The 16,902-nt window shown below is 74.9% G+C and carries 16 protein-coding genes; 12 read left to right on the forward strand and 4 right to left on the reverse strand.

Annotated features, from left to right (window positions below; all coding sequences use genetic code 11):
- Window positions 1-154: 154 nt before the first annotated feature.
- The gene (nhaA, locus tag IR158_RS02275; protein WP_291808935.1) at window positions 155-1,414 is read left to right on the forward strand and encodes a Na+/H+ antiporter NhaA; all 1,260 of its coding nucleotides are present in this window, start codon (window positions 155-157) and stop codon (window positions 1,412-1,414) included.
- A gap of 48 nt (window positions 1,415-1,462) precedes the next feature.
- On the opposite strand, the gene IR158_RS02280 is transcribed toward nhaA, so the two are convergent.
- Window positions 1,463-2,251 carry an IclR family transcriptional regulator gene (locus tag IR158_RS02280; protein WP_291808938.1) on the reverse strand — a complete coding sequence of 263 codons (789 nt, stop codon included), beginning with the start codon at window positions 2,249-2,251 and terminating at the stop codon, window positions 1,463-1,465.
- 149 nt (window positions 2,252-2,400) lie between these two features.
- Here IR158_RS02280 and IR158_RS02285 point away from each other — a divergent pair, with 149 nt between their 5' ends.
- Together IR158_RS02285 and fbaA are read left to right on the forward strand one after the other, a co-directional pair.
- Complete coding sequence (locus IR158_RS02285; RefSeq protein WP_291808979.1) at window positions 2,401-3,069, forward strand: TrmH family RNA methyltransferase; 669 nt, start codon at window positions 2,401-2,403, stop codon at window positions 3,067-3,069.
- A 106-nt stretch (window positions 3,070-3,175) separates the two neighbouring features.
- A complete protein-coding gene (gene fbaA / locus IR158_RS02290; protein ID WP_227576460.1) occupies window positions 3,176-4,198 on the forward strand; it encodes a class II fructose-bisphosphate aldolase in 1,023 nt (340 codons plus the stop codon).
- A 72-nt stretch (window positions 4,199-4,270) separates the two neighbouring features.
- Here the strand turns inward: fbaA and IR158_RS02295 are convergent, their stop codons facing one another.
- Window positions 4,271-4,600: an STAS domain-containing protein gene (locus IR158_RS02295; RefSeq protein WP_291808943.1), complete on the reverse strand. Its 330-nt coding sequence runs from the start codon at window positions 4,598-4,600 to the stop codon at window positions 4,271-4,273.
- A gap of 218 nt (window positions 4,601-4,818) precedes the next feature.
- On the opposite strand from IR158_RS02295, the gene IR158_RS02300 reads away from it, so the two are divergent.
- A complete protein-coding gene (locus IR158_RS02300) occupies window positions 4,819-6,918 on the forward strand; it encodes a SpoIIE family protein phosphatase (protein ID WP_291808945.1) in 2,100 nt (699 codons plus the stop codon).
- Window positions 6,919-6,971: 53 nt separating this feature from the next.
- Here the strand turns inward: IR158_RS02300 and IR158_RS02305 are convergent, their stop codons facing one another.
- Window positions 6,972-7,337, reverse strand: coding sequence for an STAS domain-containing protein (locus IR158_RS02305; RefSeq protein ID WP_291808947.1), 366 nt, complete (start codon window positions 7,335-7,337; stop codon window positions 6,972-6,974).
- Window positions 7,338-7,509: 172 nt separating this feature from the next.
- On the opposite strand from IR158_RS02305, the gene IR158_RS02310 reads away from it, so the two are divergent.
- From IR158_RS02310 to IR158_RS02330, 5 genes are all read left to right on the forward strand, one after another.
- Window positions 7,510-7,926: a DUF3151 domain-containing protein gene (locus IR158_RS02310; protein WP_291808950.1), complete on the forward strand. Its 417-nt coding sequence runs from the start codon at window positions 7,510-7,512 to the stop codon at window positions 7,924-7,926.
- 207 nt (window positions 7,927-8,133) lie between these two features.
- Entirely contained in the window at window positions 8,134-9,420 is a 1,287-nt protein-coding gene (locus IR158_RS02315; RefSeq protein ID WP_291808954.1) for an adenylosuccinate synthase, read from the forward strand.
- A gap of 87 nt (window positions 9,421-9,507) precedes the next feature.
- Entirely contained in the window at window positions 9,508-10,824 is a 1,317-nt protein-coding gene (locus IR158_RS02320; protein WP_291808958.1) for a hypothetical protein, read from the forward strand.
- A gap of 63 nt (window positions 10,825-10,887) precedes the next feature.
- Complete coding sequence (purD, locus tag IR158_RS02325; RefSeq protein WP_291808960.1) at window positions 10,888-12,180, forward strand: phosphoribosylamine--glycine ligase; 1,293 nt, start codon at window positions 10,888-10,890, stop codon at window positions 12,178-12,180.
- Between the two features lie 172 nt (window positions 12,181-12,352).
- Window positions 12,353-13,279, forward strand: coding sequence for a phosphoribosylaminoimidazolesuccinocarboxamide synthase (locus tag IR158_RS02330; protein WP_291808963.1), 927 nt, complete (start codon window positions 12,353-12,355; stop codon window positions 13,277-13,279).
- 9 nt (window positions 13,280-13,288) lie between these two features.
- Here IR158_RS02330 and IR158_RS02335 read toward each other — a convergent pair whose 3' ends face one another.
- Entirely contained in the window at window positions 13,289-14,107 is an 819-nt protein-coding gene (locus IR158_RS02335) for a DNA/RNA non-specific endonuclease (protein WP_291808966.1), read from the reverse strand.
- A 258-nt stretch (window positions 14,108-14,365) separates the two neighbouring features.
- Here IR158_RS02335 and IR158_RS02340 point away from each other — a divergent pair, with 258 nt between their 5' ends.
- The 3 genes from IR158_RS02340 to purQ all read left to right on the forward strand — a co-directional run.
- Entirely contained in the window at window positions 14,366-15,898 is a 1,533-nt protein-coding gene (locus IR158_RS02340; protein ID WP_291808969.1) for an amidohydrolase, read from the forward strand.
- A 263-nt stretch (window positions 15,899-16,161) separates the two neighbouring features.
- Window positions 16,162-16,449 (forward strand): phosphoribosylformylglycinamidine synthase subunit PurS, encoded by a 288-nt coding sequence (gene purS / locus IR158_RS02345; RefSeq protein WP_227576449.1) that lies wholly within the window; start codon window positions 16,162-16,164, stop codon window positions 16,447-16,449.
- The coding region (gene purQ / locus IR158_RS02350; RefSeq protein WP_291808975.1) for a phosphoribosylformylglycinamidine synthase subunit PurQ at window positions 16,449-16,902 on the forward strand (454 nt) is incomplete at its 3' end. The genes purS and purQ, both read left to right, overlap by 1 nt.

Here is a 16,902-nt window from a genome sequence, read left to right on the forward strand (position 1 = left end):
CTCCGCGCGGCGCGGGCGAGTGCGAGTACCACCCACGGCGGGCGCCCTGCGAGGACCTCACTCCTCGGAAGGGGCGCCCGCTCCCGACTACCTTCCACCGCAGCTCCCCGGGCACCGGCGCCCGGAGGGGGCCCGAGCACACGCGAGGAACGCCATGACCGACCCCACCCCTGAACCCCACGCCCGCGTCGGCGGGCGGTTGACGCCCGGTGCCCTGCGCAACCTGGCCGACACGCTGCGCGCCGAGAACGCCGGTGCGATCCTCCTGCTGCTCGGGGCGGTCGTCGCCCTGGTCTGGGCCAACTCCCCGTGGTCCGCCGGCTACGACACGCTGAGCGGGACCGTCGTCGGCCCGGCGGCCCTGCACCTCGACCTGACCGTCGCGCAGTGGGCGACCGACGGGCTGCTCGCGATCTTCTTCTTCGTCGTGGGGCTCGAGCTCAAGCGCGAGATGGTCGACGGGCAGCTCCGGCGCCCGTCGACCGCGATCGTCCCGATCCTCGCGGCAGTCGGCGGCATGGCCGCGCCCGCGCTGATCTACACGGTGGTCAACCTGCAGGCCGGCGGCAGCTCCGAGGGCTGGGCCATCCCGGTGGCGACCGACATCGCGTTCGCGGTGGCCGTCCTGACGGTCTTCGGCAAGCGGCTCCCCACGGCGCTGCGCGCGTTCCTGCTCACGCTCGCCGTGGTCGACGACCTGCTCGGCATCGTCGTCATCGCGGTCTTCTACGCCGTCGGCCTGCAGTTCGTATGGCTCGCCGTGTCGCTCGCGACGATCGGCGTGTTCGCGGTGCTGGTGCGGCGCCGGACGTCGGCGTGGGTGCTGGTGCCGCTCGCCGTCCTGGCCTGGGCCTTCATGCACATGTCCGGTGTGCACGCGACCATCGCGGGCGTCATCCTGGGGTTCACCGTGCCGGCGCTCGCCCGCAAGGGCGAGACGATCAGCCGCGCCGAGCACCTCGAGCACCTGTGGCGGCCGGTGTCCGCCGGCGTCGCCGTGCCGGTCTTCGCGCTGTTCGCGGCGGGGGTGAGCATGAGCCCGAGCGCGCTGGCCGACGCGGTGTCGGACCCGGCCGCGCAGGGCGTCGCCCTCGGCCTGGTGCTCGGCAAGCCCGTGGGGATCCTGCTGGCGACGTTCCTGCTGGTCAAGCTCACCAAGGCGACGCTCGACCCGAGCGTGCGGTGGCCCGACCTGGCGGCCGTCAGCGTCGTGGCGGGCGTCGGGTTCACGGTCTCGCTGCTCATCGGTGAGCTCTCGTTCGCCGCGGACTCGCCGCACAGCGAGAACGTCAAGGCGGCGATCCTGCTGGGCTCGCTGACGGCCGCCGCGCTCGGTGCCGCGCTGCTCACCTGGCGGACCCGCGTGCAGGCCCGCCGGACCGCCACGGACGACGAGGTCGCCGTTCCTGCCTGACGACGCACGCCCCCGGCCCTGGTTGCGGGGCCGGGGGCGTGCGCGCGCTCAGGGACGGGGGAGCGCGAGCCCGTCGGGCAGCAGCGGCGGCAGGACCCGCAGGACGGCCGCGTGCAGGTCGGCGACGCGCCGGGGCGTCATGCGCTCGACGGGTGCCGTGACGGACACCGCCGCGACCGCGGCCCCCGCGCGCACGAGCGGCACGGCGACACAGCTGATGCCCGCCTCGTTCTCCTCGACCTCGGTCGCGTAGCCGGTGCGGCGGGCGCGCTCGACCACCTCCCACACGTGGTCGCCGTCGACCCTCGCGGCCGTGAGGTACCCGTCGAGCGCCGCGCGGTCCGTCCCGCGGTACGCGAGCAGCGCCCGCCCCAGCGCCGTGGTGACCGCGGGGCTGCGGCGCCCGATCGCCGACCACACCCGCAGCGGCCGGTCGGGCTCGACCTTGTCGAGGTAGACGACCTCGCGGCCGCTCAGCACGCCGAGGTGCACGAGCTCGTCGACCTCGCGGCTCAGCGCCAGCAGGGCCGGGTGCAGCAGGACCGGCAGGTTCTCGTCCCCGAAGTAGTCGTCGCCCAGCCGCGTCGCCGCGGCGCCCAGCGCGTACCGCCCCGACGGCTCCTGCGTCGCGAAGCCACGGTGCCGCAGCGCCGCGAGCGTCCGGTGCACGGTCGTCTTGTTCAGGCCCAGGTCGGCCGCCAGCTCCGCGAGCCCGGTGCCGGCCGGCCCCGCGGCAGCCAGGGCCTCGAGCACGCGCAGCGCCCGGTCGACCGCCTCGACGGGCGACGCGGCACCGTCCCCGGCGGCGGGGGGCGCGGCGTCGTCCGGGTCTGCCATGCCTGCAGCCTAGGAGCCGTACGGCCGCGGCGCGGACCAGGTGCGTCGCCGGACCGGGGCCGGTGGTGCGCCGCCGCTAGGCTCGACGTGTGCCGATCCCCGACGACGCCGCAGGTCACGGGCCGGACGGCGGTGCGTACGCCGGCGCCGTGCCCGGGCCCCCGCACGACACCGAGGCCGAGGTCGGCGTGGGTCCGTGGCCCGGCGGGCCGGACGCGTGGCCGCGGCTCGCGTCGGGCGCGCTCGACCCGCGCTACGACCCCGAGCTGCTCGCCCACGGCGACCGGCGCAACGTCGTCGACGCGTACCGGTACCAGACCGTCGAGGCGATCGTCGCGGACCTGGACACCCGGCGGAACCCGTTCCACGTCGCGATCGAGAACTGGGCGCACGACCTCAACATCGGGTCCGTCGTGCGGACCGCGAACGCGTTCAACAGCGCCGGCGTCCACGTCGTGGGCCGCCGCCGGTGGAACCGCCGCGGCGCCATGGTCACCGACCGCTACCTGCACGTCCACCACCACCCGGACGCGGCGGCCCTCGCGACGTGGGCCGCCGGTGCCGGGCCCGCCGGGACGCGCCTGCCGATCGTCGGCGTCGACAACGTGCCCGGCTCAGTCCCCCTGGAGGCGTACACCTTCCCGCCGCGGTGCGTCCTGCTGCTCGGTCAGGAGTCGACGGGGCTGACGCAGGCGGCGCAGGCGGTGTGCGACGTGGTCGTGCACATCACCCAGCACGGCAGCACGCGTTCCCTGAACGCCGGCGCGGCGGCCGCGATCGCCATGCACACGTGGGCCGTCCAGCACGTGGCGAGGTGACGCCGGCGGGTGCCTGACGGGGTCCCGGTGGACGTCCCGGAACGCTTCCGGCCCGGTGGTGGCAGACTCGTGTCGTACCGCACCCCGATCACCAGGAGATGCCGCGATGCCCATCGCAACCCCCGAGGTCTACGCCGAGATGATCGACCGGGCGAAGGCCGGCAAGTTCGCCTACCCCGCCGTCAACATCACGTCGTCCCAGACCGTCACCGCCGCCATCCAGGGCTTCGCGGAGGCCGAGTCGGACGGCATCATCCAGGTCTCCGTCGGCGGCGCCGAGTACGCCTCCGGCTCGACCATCAAGAACCGCGTCTCGGGCACGCTCGCCCTCGCGGCGTACGCGACCGAGGTCGCCAAGAACTACGGCGTCACGATCGCCCTGCACACCGACCACTGCGTCAAGAAGAACCTCGACTCGTGGGTCCGCCCGCTGCTCGAGCTCGAGGCGGAGCAGGTCAAGCGCGGCGAGAACCCGACGTTCCAGTCGCACATGTTCGACGGCTCGGACATCCCGCTCGACGAGAACCTCGTCATCGCGGCGGAGCTCCTCGAGATGTCGCAGGCGGCACGCACGATCCTCGAGATCGAGGTCGGCGTCGTCGGTGGCGAGGAGGACGGCCACGAGGCCGAGATCAACGAGAAGCTCTACACGACGGCCGAGGACGGCCTGGCGACGGTCCGCGCGCTCGGCGCCGGCGAGAAGGGCCGCTACCTGACGGCCCTGACGTTCGGCAACGTGCACGGCGTGTACAAGCCGGGTGCCGTCAAGCTGCGCCCGTCGATCCTCCTGGACATCCAGAAGGCCGTCGGTGCCGAGATCGGCAAGGAGAACCCGTTCGACCTCGTGTTCCACGGCGGGTCGGGCTCCACGGCCGAGGAGATCTCGGAGGCCGTCGACAACGGCGTCATCAAGATGAACATCGACACCGACACGCAGTACGCGTTCACGCGTCCCGTCGTCGGCCACATGTTCACGAACTACGACGGCGTCCTGAAGATCGACGGCGAGGTCGGCAACAAGAAGGCGTACGACCCCCGCGCGTGGGGCAAGCTCGCCGAGGCCGGCATGGCCGCGCGCATCGTCGAGGCGTGCCAGCAGCTGCGGTCGGCGGGCACCAAGATCTCCTGATCACCGCCTGCTCGACGCCGACGGCCCCGGTCCCCGTGAGGGGGCCGGGGCCGTCCGCGTCGGACCAGGTGCTCAGGCGGGCGGTTCGACCGGCTCGAAGGGTTCGTCCACGTCGTCGTCGACGACGTCGAGGAGCTCGCCGATGCGGGTGACCTCGAGCAGGAACCGCACGGTCGGCGGCACCCGCAGCAGACGCACCCGGTGCTCGCTGCGGATCGACAGCCGCGCGAGGAACGCGACGCCGGACGAGTCCATGAACGTGACGTGGTGCGCGTCGACCTCGATCGGCAGACCGCGCTGCTCGGCCTCGGCGGTCGCCTCCTGGAGCTCGGGGCCGAGGTCGGCGTCGACCTCTCCCGAGAGGACGATGCGGGTGCGGTCCGCACCCACGATGACCTGCACGGCGCCGGGTTCCCCGACCGTCGTGGCTTCCGTCGCGTCTGACGTGGCGGCGTCCTGGCCGGCGGAAGGACTGTTAACGTCTCGCACGATGCTCCTTCCGGGCGCTGGCGGGGCTCACCGGGGTGGTCGAGCCGTCCGTCCTTCGGCACGCTAGACGATCGGAGGTGGTGGTGGTCAACTCCTACGCCGCCGAACCGATGCCAGAGCCTACGCCGCAGATGCCCGGCGACGGGCGTTCTGTGACGTTCGGGACGTCCCGTCCGGTCCTGGCGGTCGCCCTCGCCGCCACCCAGATCCCCATGGCGCTGCTGCGCGTCGCCCGCGCGGGACTGCGGGTCGTGTGGGTGAACGACGCGCTCGCACGCGCCGTCGGTCACGACGCGGACGAGGTCGTCGGCGTCGACGTGCTGACCGACCCGCGGGTGCGCCCGTGCGACCCCGACGCCGCCCGCGACGTGTCGCGCGGACCCTCCACGCACCCCGTCGTGCTGCGTCGCGCGGACGGCACGGACGTGCGCTGCGTCGTGCACGTGTCACCGCTGCCGCCGGGTCCCGACGTGCCCGCGGGCACGCTGGTCGCCGCCGTCCAGGACCTCACGGCCGAGCTGACGGCGTCCGCCGAGCACGCGGCGCTGGTCGCCGAGGAGCGCCGCGAACGGCGGAGCCTGTCGCTCATCGCGCGCGTCTCGGACCTGCTGATGAACCTCGACGAGCCACGCGGCCTGCGGGAGATCGCGAACCTGCTGGAGTCGCAGGTCGTCGACCGTGCGGAGTTCTTCCTGTTCGACCACGGGCTGTGGGCCGCGGACGGGCTGGAGCCGGTCCACGGGTCGGGTGCGCGGCACCACGGCCCGTCCGGCCGGATGCTGTCGCGCTGCCCGCGTGACCCCGTGGGGCAGCTCCTGTCCGGCGCGCGCGACGGCCTCGTCGAGCTCGACCTGGCCGGTGACCACCCGGAGGGCACGTACTCGAGGTGGCTGTCCGGCCGGCTGGCGGCGCAGGGTGCGGACGACGGCGACCGGGTCGTCGTGCAGGCGGTCCCCGGGCGGCGACGCGTCGTGGGCGTGCTCGTCGTGCGCCCCCACGGCGGCGGGGGGCGTGCCGCGCTGGGGGCGTCGGAGCGCACGGTGGTCGAGCTGGTCGCGCGGCGCGTGGGGCTGTCCATCGACAACGTGCGGCTCTACGACCGCGAGCACCGCCTGGCCGAGACGCTGCAGCGCGCGATGCTGCCGGAGCAGGCCGAGGTCGACGGGCTCGACGTGTGGACCTACTACTCGCCCAACGCCGACGACGCCCAGGTCGGCGGCGACTGGTACGACGTGCTGCAGATCGACCCCGAGACGGTCAGCGTCGTCATCGGCGACGTCGTCGGGCACGACATCGAGGCGGCCGCCACGATGGGCCAGCTGCGCTCGGTGGTCCGGTCCTACGCGTTCGACATCACGACGCCCGGGCCCGTGCTGGACCGTGTCGACCAGCTCTTCGGCGGCATGCGGATCCCGCGCGCGGCGAGCATGGTGTACTCCGCGCTGCGGCGTGGCGCCGACGGCGGCTGGGTGCTGCAGTACACACGCGCCGGCCACCTGCCGCTGCTGCTCGTGCGGGACGGCCACGCGCAGCAGCTGCGGGGCACCGGCGGGCGGCTCGTGGGATTCGGGTCCGGAGGCCGCGCGACGGACGAGGCCGCGCTGGCGCCCGGGGACGTCGTGGTGTTCTACACGGACGGCCTCGTCGAGCGGCGCGACCGCAGCCTGCGGGACGGTCTGGCGGTCCTGGAGGTGGTCGCCGCGGGCATCACGGCACGGGACGCGGCCGGGATCGGCGAGGACCTGCTGTCCCGCCTCGCGGACCACCCGGAGGACGACGTCGCGATGGTCGTCCTGCGGGTGCCCGGTGGCGACGACGACCTGGCGGGTGCCGTCAGCCCGCGTCGCCGACGCTGGGCGCTGCCGAGCGAGCCGGCGTCGATCGGCCGTGCGCGGCACGCCGTGGTGCGGACCTGCGAGGCCTGGGAGATGCCCGACGCGTCGAACGCCGAGCTGATCGTGTCGGAGCTGGTCGCCAACGCCGTGCTGCACGGCTGGGGGCACGTGGCGCTGCAGCTCTACGACACGGGCGACGGGCTGCGCATCGAGGTCGAGGACGGCAACCCGGCCCCGCCGGTGACGACCGACGGGCACCCCGGGCGCGTCGGGGGGTTCGGGATGCAGATCGTCGAGCGGCTGGCCGACTGGGGCTGGCGCCAGTCGCGCGGCGGCAAGGTCGTGTGGGCGAAGGTGCGCCCGGGGTCCCTGCCCGCTGGGGCCCGCCGGGCGTAGGCGAGCGCGAGCGGCGACGTCGTCGCTCGCGGTGGTGCGGTCGCGCGGTCCGGTCAGACGGGTGCGGGCTCGCCCTCGGGGCTGCTCGGGAGCTCGGCGCCGAGCTCGCAGCGGTGGTCCGCGTCGATGCGGAACAGCTCGAGCGCGCCGCAGATCTCCAGGACGAACAGGTCGCGGTCGGCTGCGCCGCGCAGGACGGTCGCACCGCCGCGGCGTCGGCCCGCGTCGGCGAGCGAGATGAGGAACGCGGCGCCCGTGGAGTCCATGAAGGTCACCCGGCACATGTCGATGACCAGCAGCTGCCGACGCAGGCCGACGACGCGCGCGGTCACCTCGGGGAACTGCTCGCGCTCGGCCAGGTCGAGGTCACCGGCGATGAGGAGCGTCGTGGTCGTGGAGGACGTCGATATCTCGATCATGGCTGTCCTGTGGTCCGAGCCGACCGGGGGAGGGGGAGTCCGCGGGGTGTGCTGGTCGGCCGTTCGACTCTAACGGCGGCGTCCAGCGGGTGCGACCGCAGGTCCGTGTCACGGCGGTTCGCCCCGGTCGGGGCGTCGTACGCCCGGGGCACGCCGGTGCGACACTGGCGCCATGACCCACGAGAACCTGCTCGACGGCCCCGCGCCGACGCTGCTGCCCGCCGACGGCCCCGACGCGACGGCGCGTGCCGCCCTCGCCTCCGGGGCGGACCCGCGCGACGTGGTGAGCGCGGCCCCCGCGGCGTCGCTGGTGTGGGCGCTGCTGGCCGAGCGGGCGGACGACCCGGTCGCGGCGTACGCGTACGCACGGACGGGCTACCACCGCGGCCTGGACGCGCTGCGCGGTGCCGGCTGGCGCGGTCGCGGCCCGGTGCCGGTCGCGCACGAGCCGAACCAGGGCTTCCTGCGGTCGCTGCTCGCGCTCGCGACGGCGGCGGACGCCCTGGGGGAGACCGCGGAGGGCGAGCGCTGCCGCCAGTTCCTGCGGGACTGCGGGACGTCGGCCGACGAGGTCGCCGCGCTGCGCTGAGGACGCCGGCGGGCGCCCCTCGACGCTCCCGCCGTCGTGCACCGGACCTCGCGGTGTGGACGCGCACCGCTGGCCGACGCGGTCCTCCGGTACCCTTCCGGTGGTACGCGTCACTGCCGCGCGTCCTCGGGTCACCCGCGCCGCGAGCCCGCTCGCGCCCGTCTGCGGGCGGAGCCGCATCGCAGGCAGCGGGGAGTGGTGATCGTCATGCCGGCCGTCGTGGTGCTCGGTGCGCAGTGGGGCGACGAGGGCAAGGGGAAGGCGACCGACCAGCTCGGTGACCGCACGGACGTCGTCGTGAAGTTCAACGGCGGCAACAACGCCGGTCACACGGTCGTCATCGAGGGCGAGAAGTACGCCCTGCACCTGCTGCCGTCGGGGATCCTCACCCCGGGCGTCGTCCCGGTGATCGCCAACGGCGTCGTCATCGACATCGAGGTGCTCTTCGAGGAGATCGACGCGCTCGAGGCGCGGGGCGTCGACACCTCGCGCCTGCTGGTCTCGTCGGCCGCGCACGTCATCGCGCCGTACAACCGCACGATGGACAAGGTCGCCGAGCGCTTCCTGGGCAAGCGCCGCATCGGCACGACCGGCCGGGGCATCGGCCCCACGTACGCCGACAAGATCAACCGCATCGGCATCCGCGTGCAGGACCTCTTCGACGAGGGGATCCTGCGGCAGAAGGTCGAGGGTGCGCTCGACCAGAAGAACCACCTGCTGGTGAAGGTCTACAACCGGCGCGCGATCACGGTCGAGGAGACGCTGGACGACCTGCTGCGCCACGCCGAGCGCCTGCGCCCGTTCGTCGCGGACACCCCGCAGTTCCTCAACCGGTCGCTCGACGAGGGCAAGACCCTGGTCTTCGAGGCGGGGCAGGCCACGATGCTCGACGTCGACCACGGCACGTACCCGTTCGTCACGTCGTCCGCGTGCACCGCGGGCGGGGCGTGCACGGGCTCGGGCGTGGGGCCGACCCGCATCGACCGGGTCGTGGCGGTCGCCAAGGCGTACACGACGCGCGTGGGCGAGGGGCCGTTCCCCACCGAGCTGCTCGACGACGACGGCGAGTGGCTGCGTCAGACCGGCGGCGAGTTCGGCACCACGACGGGCCGGCCGCGCCGCACCGGCTGGTACGACTCGGTGGTCGTGCGCTACGCCTCGATGGTCAACGGCCTGACGGACCTCGTCGTCACCAAGCTCGACGTGCTCACGGGCCGCGAGCGGGTCCCCGTCTGCGTCGCGTACGACGTGGACGGCCGGCGCGTCGAGGACATGCCGATCGACCAGAGCGACTTCCACCACGCCCGGCCGGTGTACGAGTACCTCGACGGCTGGAGCGAGGACATCTCCCACGCGCGGGAGTTCGACGACCTGCCGAAGGCCGCCCAGCGGTACCTGCAGTTCCTCGAGGACGTGTCGGGCACGCGCATCTCGTCGGTCGGCGTCGGTCCCGGGCGCGAGGCGACGATCATCCGGCACGAGCTCCTGGCCTGAGAGCGCGCGCACCGCGCGCACGTCCGGACGGGTGACCGTCGTGCCTAGTGGTCACGGCGGTGCGGCTGGTGGTGTGAGACTCCCGCCGTGGATGCCGCCGCTTGGGACTCGCCCGCCGCCTACGTGGTCGTCGGGGCGCTCGTGCTCGTCGTCGTCGGGGTGCTGGTCGCCGTGGTCGCGGCGAGCCCGGCGCACCGTCTGCTCGGCATGCAGGACGGTGCGCCGTGGTGGTTCTCCCCGGCCGGCGGCAAGACGCAGGGCGCGGTGGTCGCGTACCTCGGTGCGCTGGTGGCCGTCGGGGCGACCGTGCTCGTCGTCGCGGGCTCGTACGTCGGCCCGACGCTCGCGTGGACGCTGTGCTGGACGTCGGCCGCCCTGCTGCTGTGGGCCACCGTGACACGGTTCGGCAAGCTCGCCGTGCACCTGGCCACCGGGGGACGGGCGACGTGGGACGACCCGCTCGAGTCGGACTACGTGCAGACCGACGGCGCGGGTGACGACGTCGACCTGCGTGCGGCCCGCGACGCCGCACGTGGCGGCGACTGGCGCCCTGCCGCGCACCTGCTGGCCGTCACGGCCGACGCGGACGCGCGGCACGACCGCGTCGTCGAGCTCGCCACCGTGGCAGCGGTCAGCCCCCGCTGGCTGGAGACGTGGCTCGAGGCGGAGCCGCAGGCGCGCGACGCGCTCGCGGTGGGCGTGCAGGCCGCCGTCGAGCGGGCGTGGCTGCGCCGCGGCACGGACTACGAGGTGCGGGACGTCGAAGGTTTCCTCGCCGGCCTGCAGGAGGCGGACGCCGAGGCGACCACCGCCCTGCAGGTCTGGCCCGACGACCCGTCGGTGCTGGCGTCCCGGCTCGCGGTGGCCCGCGGCCTGCAGCTGGGCAAGGAGGAGCACGAGCGTCGCCTCGCACGTCTGCGGGCGGTCGCGCCGCTGCACCGGGGCGGCCTCGGTGAGGCGCTGCAGTTCGTCGCGCCGAAGTGGTACGGCAGCACCGAGGAGATGTTCGGCCTGGCGCGCTCGGTGAGCTGGCAGGCGCCGGCGGGCGACGCGGTCGGGCTGCTCGTCGTCGTCGCGCACCTCGAGCAGTACGCGCACCTGCTCAACCGGTCGCAGCACGCGGCCGACTCCCACATCGAGAGCCCCGCGACGCGGGCCGAGCTGCGCGCCGCGGCGGAGCGCTGGTCGTCGCAGGAGCCGTCGCCGGTCGGCCGCGCGTGGGGGCACAACGTGCTGGCGATGGCCTTCTGGCTGGCCGACCTGCCGGCCGACGCCGCACCGCACCTCGCGCGCACACGCGAGCACCTCCTCGAGCTCCCGTGGGGGTACCTGGGCGACCCGCGCGAGGTCCACGCGCAGGTGCAGGCGTGGGCGCGCGCCCGGGTCGGTGACGTCGCGGCCTGAGCCCGGCGCGGACCTGTGGACGCGCACAGGCCCGGACCCGCGCGGCCGGTAGGGTCGGGCGACGTGGAGATCCTCGTCATCGGCACCGGTGCCCGTGAGCACGCCCTGGCCCGCACGCTGTCCCTCGACCCGGCGGTGACGCGCGTCCACGCGGCCCCGGGCAACCCCGGGATCGCGCAGCGCGCGACGCTGCACGCGGTCGACCCGCTCGACGGCGCCGCGGTCGCCGACCTCGCGCGCTCGCTGGGCGTCGACCTCGTGGTCGTGGGTCCCGAGGCGCCGCTCGTCGCGGGCGTCGCGGACGCCGTGCGCGCGGCGGGGATCCCGGTGTTCGGGCCGTCGGCGCAGGCCGCGCGGCTCGAGGGCTCGAAGGCGTTCGCGAAGGACGTCATGGCGGCGGCGGGCGTGCCGACGGCGGCCGCACGGGTCGCGACGACGCTCGACGAGGTCGCCGCCGCGCTCGACGAGTTCGGCGCGCCGCACGTCGTCAAGGAGGACGGGCTCGCCGCGGGCAAGGGTGTCGTCGTCACCGACGACCGCGAGGTCGCGCTCGCGCACGCGGCCGCCTGCCTGGCCAAGGAGGGCGGCAGCGTCGTCGTCGAGGAGTTCCTGGACGGCCCCGAGGTCTCGCTGTTCGTCCTGTGCGACGGCACCGACGTCGTCCCGCTCGTGCCGGCCCAGGACTTCAAGCGCGCGCTCGACGGCGACCAGGGGCCCAACACCGGTGGCATGGGCGCCTACTCGCCGCTGCCGTGGGCGCCCGAGGGGCTGGTGGACGAGGTCGTCGAGACCGTCGCACGCCCGACCGTCGCCGAGATGGCGCGCCGCGGCACGCCCTTCGTCGGCGTCCTGTACTGCGGCCTGGCGCTGACGAGCCGGGGCCTGCGCGTCGTGGAGTTCAACGCGCGGTTCGGCGACCCGGAGACGCAGGTGGTGCTCGCGCGCCTCGCGTCGCCGCTCGCCGAGGTGCTGCTCGCCGCGGCGCAGGGACGCCTCGCGCAGGTCGAGCCGCTGCACTGGCGCGCGGACGCCGCGGTCACCGTGGTGATCGCGGCGCACGGCTACCCGGGGACGGTCCGCACGGGCGACCCGATCACGGGCCTGGACGGGGCCGGCACGGTCCCCGGCGTGCACGTGCTGCACGCGGGCACCGCGGTGCGCACCACGAGCGACGACCCCGAGAACCCGATCAACGACCCCCTGCTGGTGTCCGACGGCGGCCGGGTGCTGTCCGTCGTGGGTGTGGGGGAGACCCTCGCCGCGGCGCGGCGGGCCGCGTACGTCGCGGTCGACCAGGTCGCCCTGGCCGGTTCGCAGCACCGGACGGACATCGCGCTGGCCGTGAGCGAGGGCTGAGCGCGTCGTCGACGTCCCCGCGCGGCCCGGTGACCGCGTCGCCGCCACGGTCGTCCTCGTCGCCCGCCGGCGCACGGCGGCCTGACCCGGACGCACGGAGGCACGGGGTGACGCGCGACCGCTGGACGGTCGGGCGTCGCCCCGTACCCGCGTCGCACGCCACACTGTGCCCGTGAACGCACCTCTCGACGTCCCCGCGCAGCTGCCCGGATGGCGGCACGTCTACTCCGGGAAGGTCCGCGACCTGTACGAGCCCGACGGCTCGCCCGCCGGCGTCGCGCTGCGTGACCTGCACGGCGACGTCGTGCTCGTCGTCGCGTCGGACCGCGTGTCCGCGTACGACCACGTGCTGTCGCCCGGCATCCCCGGCAAGGGCGTGGTCCTGACGCAGCTGAGCCTGTGGTGGTTCGAGCAGCTCGCGGACCTCGTGCCCAACCACGTGGTGGCGACCGACGTGCCCGACGCCGTCGCGGGGCGCGCGATGGTGTGCCGACGGCTGGACATGTTCCCCGTCGAGTGCGTCGCGCGGGGCTACCTCACGGGCTCGGGGCTCGCGGAGTACCGGGACGGCGGCGAGGTCACGGGCATCCCGCTGCCTGCGGGGCTCGTCGACGGCTCACGGCTCCCCGAGCCGATCTTCACGCCCGCGGCCAAGGCCGAGCTCGGCGAGCACGACGAGAACGTGCGGTTCTCGGTCGTCGTCGACACCGTGGGTCCCGCCGCGGCCGAGACGCTGCGCGACCTCACGCTGGCCGTGTACGCGCGGGCCGAGGCCGTCGCCCGCGAGCGCGGCGTCATCCTCGCGGACACCAAGCTCGAGTTCGGGACGGACCCGGTGACGGGGGCGATCACGCTCGGCGACGAGGTGCTGACCCCCGACTCGTCGCGCTTCTGGCCGGCCGACGCCTGGGAGCCGGGTCGCCCGCAGCCCAGCTTCGACAAGCAGTACGTGCGCGACTGGCTGACGTCGTCCGCGTCGGGCTGGGACCGGACGTCGGACGCGCCGCCGCCCGCGCTCCCGGCGGACGTCGTCACCCGGACCCGCGACCGCTACCTCGAGGCGTACGAGCGGCTGACAGGGCACCCTCTGGACGTGTGAGGTCGGGCGTCACGTGCCGAGGTCGACCTCCGGCAGCGCGTGCAGCTCACGCCACGGGAGCGCCTGCGCGGTGGCCACGCCCAGGACGTCGGCGGCCACGAGCGGTCCCAGGTCGAGGCCCGTGAGGTCCGCGACGTCGGCGACCGGGACCTGGAAGGTGCGGAACGGCCCGAGCGGAGGCGGCTCGTCGGCCGCGGCGGCCGCGTGCGTGCGCGCCGCCAGCTCGGTGGCGGGCAGCAGCGGCGTCTGGTCGAGGACGAACGCCGCGGACGCCAGGCGACGGCCCCCGTCGAGCGCCCACGCCGCCACCTTCCAGAACCGGCGCGGCAGGCCGATGCCGCGGTAGACCGGGTCGTCACCGGCGAGCACCGGCCCGGTGAGCACCGACAGGCGCAGCCGCTGCGCGCGGGCGTGCTCCAGCACGTGGTCCTCCAGGCCCAGCCAGAGCTCGCGGCTCTGGTTGAAGCCCGACGCCTGCGGCGCCGCGTTGGGGTACGCGAACGTGTCGCGGTTGGCCTGCGCCGCGACGCCCGGCTCGCCCCACACCGGGTCACGGCGCCGCACGAGGTGTCCCCGGTCCAGGTCGTTGCGGGCGTACAGCGCGGGACCGGCCTGCTCGTCGGCGTCGATGCGCGGGTCGAGGTACCAGTCGTCGTCGCGCGGGACGTCGAGCAGCGTGACCCCGTCGACGTTGACCGCCGTCGCGGCGGCCAGGCGGCGGACGGGATCCAGCAGCACGGTGAAGTGCGTCGCGGGCAGCTCGCGCACGGCCTGCGCCGGGATGGGCAGCGGGACCTGGGGCCCCAGGAACGTCGGGTCGTACCCCATGTGTCACCCCTGCCCACGAGCGGACCGTCGGACCGTCCTCACCGTACCCACGTCCCGCCGTCCGCTGGGTGGGACGGACGGTTCGCGAGACCGGGCCGGGAGCGCTGACGACGGGGCGGAGGACGACTCAGGCCGGTCTCGCGGAGGGCCCGTCCCACGGTGCGGACGTGCTCGGGGTGGCGGCCGTGCGGCTGCAGGGGACCGGCCACGGCGCGGCGTAGTGTCGCAGCAGCTCCCCGTTCACGTCGACGTCGTGTCATGTCCTGTCCCGGAGGTCCGGTGGACGTCTTCCGCCCGCTCGTCCTGCGTCGCGCGCGCCTGCTCGGTCAGGACGCACCCGTCGACGTCGTGCTGCGCGGCGGACGCATCGCCTCGGTCGGCCCGGCGGCAGGCTCGGCCTCCGCCGCGGCCCCGGGGCCTGCGGCGAGCGCCGCCGAGGTCGTCGACCTGGACGGCCGGCTCGTCCTGCCCGGGCTGTGGGACCAGCACACGCACCTCACGCAGTGGGCGCTCTCGCGCGGCCGGCTCGACGTCTCCGGCGCGACGTCGGCCGCGCACGCCGCCGCCCTCGTCCGCGAGCGGCTGGCGACCGACCCGCCCACCAGCGGGCGGCCGCTCGTCGGGATCGGGTTCCGGGACGGCTCCTGGCCCGACCGGCCGACGTCGGCACTGCTCGACGCGGTCGCCGGCGACGTGCCCGTCGTGCTCGTGTCCGGGGACCTGCACTGCGCCTGGGTGTCCACCGCGGGCCTGCGCCTGTTCGGCGTGCCGACGCACCCCACGGGCGTCCTGCGCGAGACCGAGTGGATGCCCCTCATGGGGGCGCTCGACCACGTCCCGGAGGACGTGCAGGACCGGCTCGTCACCGACGCGCTGCGCGCTGCGGCCGCCCGGGGCGTCGTCGGGGTCGTCGACCTGGAGATCGCGGACAACGTGTCGGTCTGGCGGCGACGGGCCGAGCTGGGGGACCCGGTCGTGCGGGTGCGCGCGGGCGTGTGGCCGGCGTACCTGGACCGCGTCGTCGCCGATGAGCTCCACACCGGCGACCGTGTCGCGGGGGCGCGCGTCACGCAGGGGCCGCTCAAGGTCATCGTCGACGGGTCGCTCAACACGCGGACGGCGTGGTGCCACGCGCCGTACCCGGGCGTCGAGGGCCCGCTGTCGCACGGCGTGCTCAACGTGCCCGCCGACGAGCTGGTCCCGCTCCTGCGGCACGCGCGTGCCCACGGGCTGACGTGCGCCGTGCACGCCATCGGCGACGCGGCGAACACCCTCGTCCTCGACGCGTTCGCGGCCACCGGCGCGCGCGGGTCGGTCGAGCACGCCCAGCTGCTCGGCACGGGTGACGTCGCGCGGTTCGCCGCCCTGGGGCTGACCGCGAGCGTGCAGCCGGGGCACATCCCCGACGACCGGGACGTCGCCGACCGGCACTGGGCCGGCCGGACGCACCGGGCGTTCCCGCTGGCGGAGCTGCACGCGGCCGGGGTCGACCTCGCGTTCGGGTCGGACGCGCCCGTCGCACCCCTGGACCCGTGGCTCGCGGTGGACGCGGCGGTCTGGCGCACGGGTGACGCGCGCCCGTCCTGGCACCCCGAGCAGGCGGTCGACGCCCTGACGGCGCTCGCGTCGTCCGTCGACGGCCGCCCGCTGACGCCCCGCGCGGGCGACCCGGCGGACCTCGTCGTCCTGGACGACGACCCGCTGGCGCTCGCCACGACGCCCGGCGCCGTGCGCACGACCCGCGTCGCCGCCACCCTCGTCGCCGCCACCTGGACCCACACGACCCTCTGACCCCCGACCCCCCGACCCACCACCCCCCGACCCACCACCCCCCACACCCACCACCCCACGGCGAACTCGTCCTTCGGCGGCTTCTGACGCCCCAGAAGCCGCCGAACGACAAGGTCGTCGGGTGGTGAGTCCAAGTGCTGGGACGGGAGACGGATCGGGCCGCCGGGCCGGACAGCCCGGCACGTGGGACGGCGTCCGGGGTGCGCGCGTCGCGCCGTAGGATCGGCAGCGATCCCCACCGCCGCGAACCAGGGAGCACCCCCGTGGGACGAGTCGTCGTCGACGTCATGCCGAAGCCCGAGATCCTCGACCCGCAGGGCAAGGCCGTCGCGAACGCGCTGCCGCGCCTCGGCTTCGGCCAGTTCACCGCCGTCCGCCAGGGCAAGCGGTTCGAGCTCGAGGTCGACGGGCCGGTGACGCCCGAGGTCCTCGAGGCCGCCGCCGCCGCAGCCGAGCAGGTCCTGTCGAACCCCGTGATCGAGGACGTCGTGCGCGTCGCCGACATCGAGGCCGATGCCGCCGCCACCGTCACGTCGCAGGGTCTGGCCTGATGGGTCGCGTCGGGGTCGTCACGTTCCCCGGCACGCTCGACGACCGGGACGCGGCGCGTGCCGTGCGCCTGGCGGGGGGCGAGCCGGTTGCGCTGTGGCACGCGGACGCCGACCTCAAGGGCGTCGACGCGGTCGTGCTGCCCGGCGGGTTCTCCTACGGCGACTACCTGCGCGCCGGGGCGATCAGCCGGTTCGCGCCGGTGATGGGCGAGGTCGTCGAGGCCGCAGGCAAGGGCCTGCCCGTGCTCGGCATCTGCAACGGCTTCCAGGTCCTCACCGAGGCGCACCTGCTGCCCGGGTCGATGATCAAGAACGACCACCTGCACTTCGTGTGCCGCGAGCAGGTGCTGTCGGTGGAGAACGCGACCACCGCGTGGACGCGCGCGTTCACGGCCGGTGAGCGCATCACGATCCCGCTGAAGAACCAGGACGGCCAGTACGTCGCCGACGAGC

The organism is Cellulomonas sp. (assembly GCF_015234515.1).
GTDB lineage: Bacteria > Actinomycetota > Actinomycetes > Actinomycetales > Cellulomonadaceae > Cellulomonas.